Source organism: Sphingomonas sp., from assembly GCF_031380695.1.
Classification (GTDB): domain Bacteria; phylum Pseudomonadota; class Alphaproteobacteria; order Sphingomonadales; family Sphingomonadaceae; genus Sphingomicrobium.
Genome location: NZ_JANMWY010000122.1, coordinates 1 through 1,904, shown reverse-complemented (window position 1 = coordinate 1,904; position 1,904 = coordinate 1). Strand labels below are relative to the sequence as shown.

Here is a 1,904-nt window from a genome sequence, read left to right as displayed (position 1 = left end):
CGCCGCGTCCGCCGTCCGCGACCTGAAGGCGACGCCGAAACCGCTCCCGTCGCTTAACCTTCCGGCGAGTCGACTGGCCTCGGCCGTGCCTGCTCGTCGATTGCGACGAAGGTGAACAAGCCGTTGGTCACGACAACCTCGGTCTCGCCACGATCGCGCTGGGCGACGACGTCGATGCGGATCTGCATGGATGTCCGCCCGACCCGTTCGACTTCGGCATAGACCGAGATCAGGTCGCGCAGGTGGAACGGTCTGATGAATTCCATCCGCTCGATCGCCACCGTCGCGACCGATCCCCGGGCGCGGCGCGACGCGACGATGCCGGCGGCAATGTCCATCTGGCTCAGCACCCAGCCGCCGAAAATATGGCCATTGGCGTTGATGTCGCTCGGCCCCGGGACGACGCGCAGGATCGGTACACGCCGCTGGTCGGTCATAGCTCGTCATTCTCAGGCGGATAATGAGCCTGTTCGTCGTGGCCGCTCGAGCTGCTGAGATAGGCGAGGCTGATGAGCGCGGTGGCGAGCAGCACGGTCAACCCGACGCCGAGCCCGGTCGCGATCAGCATGTGGAGATGGAGCTCAGGCTCGTCACGCGCGACCAGCCAGACTGCGATGCCCGCACAGGCGATCGACACCAGCGCCATCCACCGCATCGTCCGTCCGAACCTCCGCAGAGCTCGGGCTCGCGGTGTCGGGACGAGGTCAGGGCGAGGCATGCGCTTCCCTTTGGCGGCAGAGCGTGACACGATCAACCCTGCGACGACCACGGAGTCGCGTAAGACTGGAGGCGGAATGACCATCGCGGCAATCCTTTCCACCAAGGGCGGCGACGTCGCCACGGTCGATTCGGCGGTTCGTCTGGCGCAGGCGGTCGCCCAGCTGGCGGACAAGCGCATCGGCGCACTGGTCGTGACCCAAGGGGGAGCGGTCGTTGGCATCTTCTCGGAACGCGATCTCGTCACCTGCCTCGGCAAGCGCGGGGCGGCAGCGCTCGACGAGCCGGTGTCGGCGGCGATGAGTGCGCCGGCGATCAGTGCGGAGCCGACGACTCCGGTGCTGACTGCCCTCGCGCTGATGACGCAGAAGCGGTTTCGCCACTTGCCGGTCATGACCGGCGGGCAGTTGGTCGGGATCGTGTCGATCGGCGACCTCGTCAAATATCGCATCGATTCAATCGAACATGAGGCGGCGGCGATGCGCTCCTACATCCAGAGCGCCTAGCCGCGTTACTTTCACCCGCGAATTTGGAACGACTTTTCCATCTGATGCGATTCGGGGGGTTGCCACCCGGCGGCACGGGCCTATTGGAGGCGGCACAACGGGCGGCCGGCTTCGGCAGGTCACCCGGAAGCGGTCTCGATGGAGCCTTCGCCGACTTTGCAATGAAACTGCAAAAAGGCGTTGACGGGCTGAAAAGCCTGCCATATATGCCGCTTCACAGCAGCGGGGGCGGGCCCAGTATGGGTCGGTCTTTGTTTTGCGTCTCTTTTAGTCGGCACACCGATGCCCGGGCTCACAAGGACCGGGGGATAAGACGCGTGGCTCTTTGACATTGTTGGTTTAGATGAAGGGACATGTGGGCGGCGGCCCGGTCTCCTGGAACCTCCGGGTTCAGGTCGATCGGTTAAATTTAAGCCGTTCCTTTATGTGACTATTGTCGGTTTCGGCTGGCAGTGGAAACAGATGTCCTGATACGCAAACACACCAGTTTGTATATTTGTGCAGGAACGGCTCCCGGAGATGCCGGTCCGGTTGGGATATTCCACCCGATCGGATCGTACATCAACTTGAGAGTTTGATTCTGGCTCAGAACGAACGCTGGCGGCATGCCTAACACATGCAAGTCGAACGAGACCTTCGGGTCTAGTGGCGCACGGGTGCGTAACGCGTGGGAATCTGCCC

The 1,904-nt window shown here is 63.1% G+C and carries 3 protein-coding genes and 1 rRNA gene; 2 read left to right on the top strand and 2 right to left on the bottom strand.

The window, feature by feature from the left end:
- Positions 1 to 53: 53 nt before the first annotated feature.
- Positions 54 to 437: an acyl-CoA thioesterase gene (locus RMN84_RS04495; RefSeq protein ID WP_309611005.1), complete on the bottom strand. Its 384-nt coding sequence runs from the start codon at positions 435 to 437 to the stop codon at positions 54 to 56.
- The gene (locus RMN84_RS04490) at positions 434 to 718 is read right to left on the bottom strand and encodes a hypothetical protein (RefSeq protein ID WP_309611004.1); all 285 of its coding nucleotides are present in this window, start codon (positions 716 to 718) and stop codon (positions 434 to 436) included. The genes RMN84_RS04495 and RMN84_RS04490 overlap by 4 nt, the downstream gene beginning before the upstream one ends.
- Before the next feature lie 76 nt (positions 719 to 794).
- Here RMN84_RS04490 and RMN84_RS04485 point away from each other — a divergent pair, with 76 nt between their 5' ends.
- A complete protein-coding gene (locus tag RMN84_RS04485) occupies positions 795 to 1,223 on the top strand; it encodes a CBS domain-containing protein (protein WP_309611003.1) in 429 nt (142 codons plus the stop codon).
- A 562-nt stretch (positions 1,224 to 1,785) separates the two neighbouring features.
- Positions 1,786 to 1,904 (top strand): 16S ribosomal RNA (locus tag RMN84_RS04480); the annotation flags it as partial.

What these genes read in the sequence shown, in the direction of transcription:
- RMN84_RS04495 (WP_309611005.1), bottom strand. Translation starts at nt 437, where the DNA reads ATGACCGACCAGCGGCGTGTACCGATCCTGCGCGTCGTCCCGGGGCCG.
- RMN84_RS04490 (WP_309611004.1), bottom strand. Translation starts at nt 718, where the DNA reads ATGCCTCGCCCTGACCTCGTCCCGACACCGCGAGCCCGAGCTCTGCGG.
- RMN84_RS04485 (WP_309611003.1), top strand. Translation starts at nt 795, where the DNA reads ATGACCATCGCGGCAATCCTTTCCACCAAGGGCGGCGACGTCGCCACG.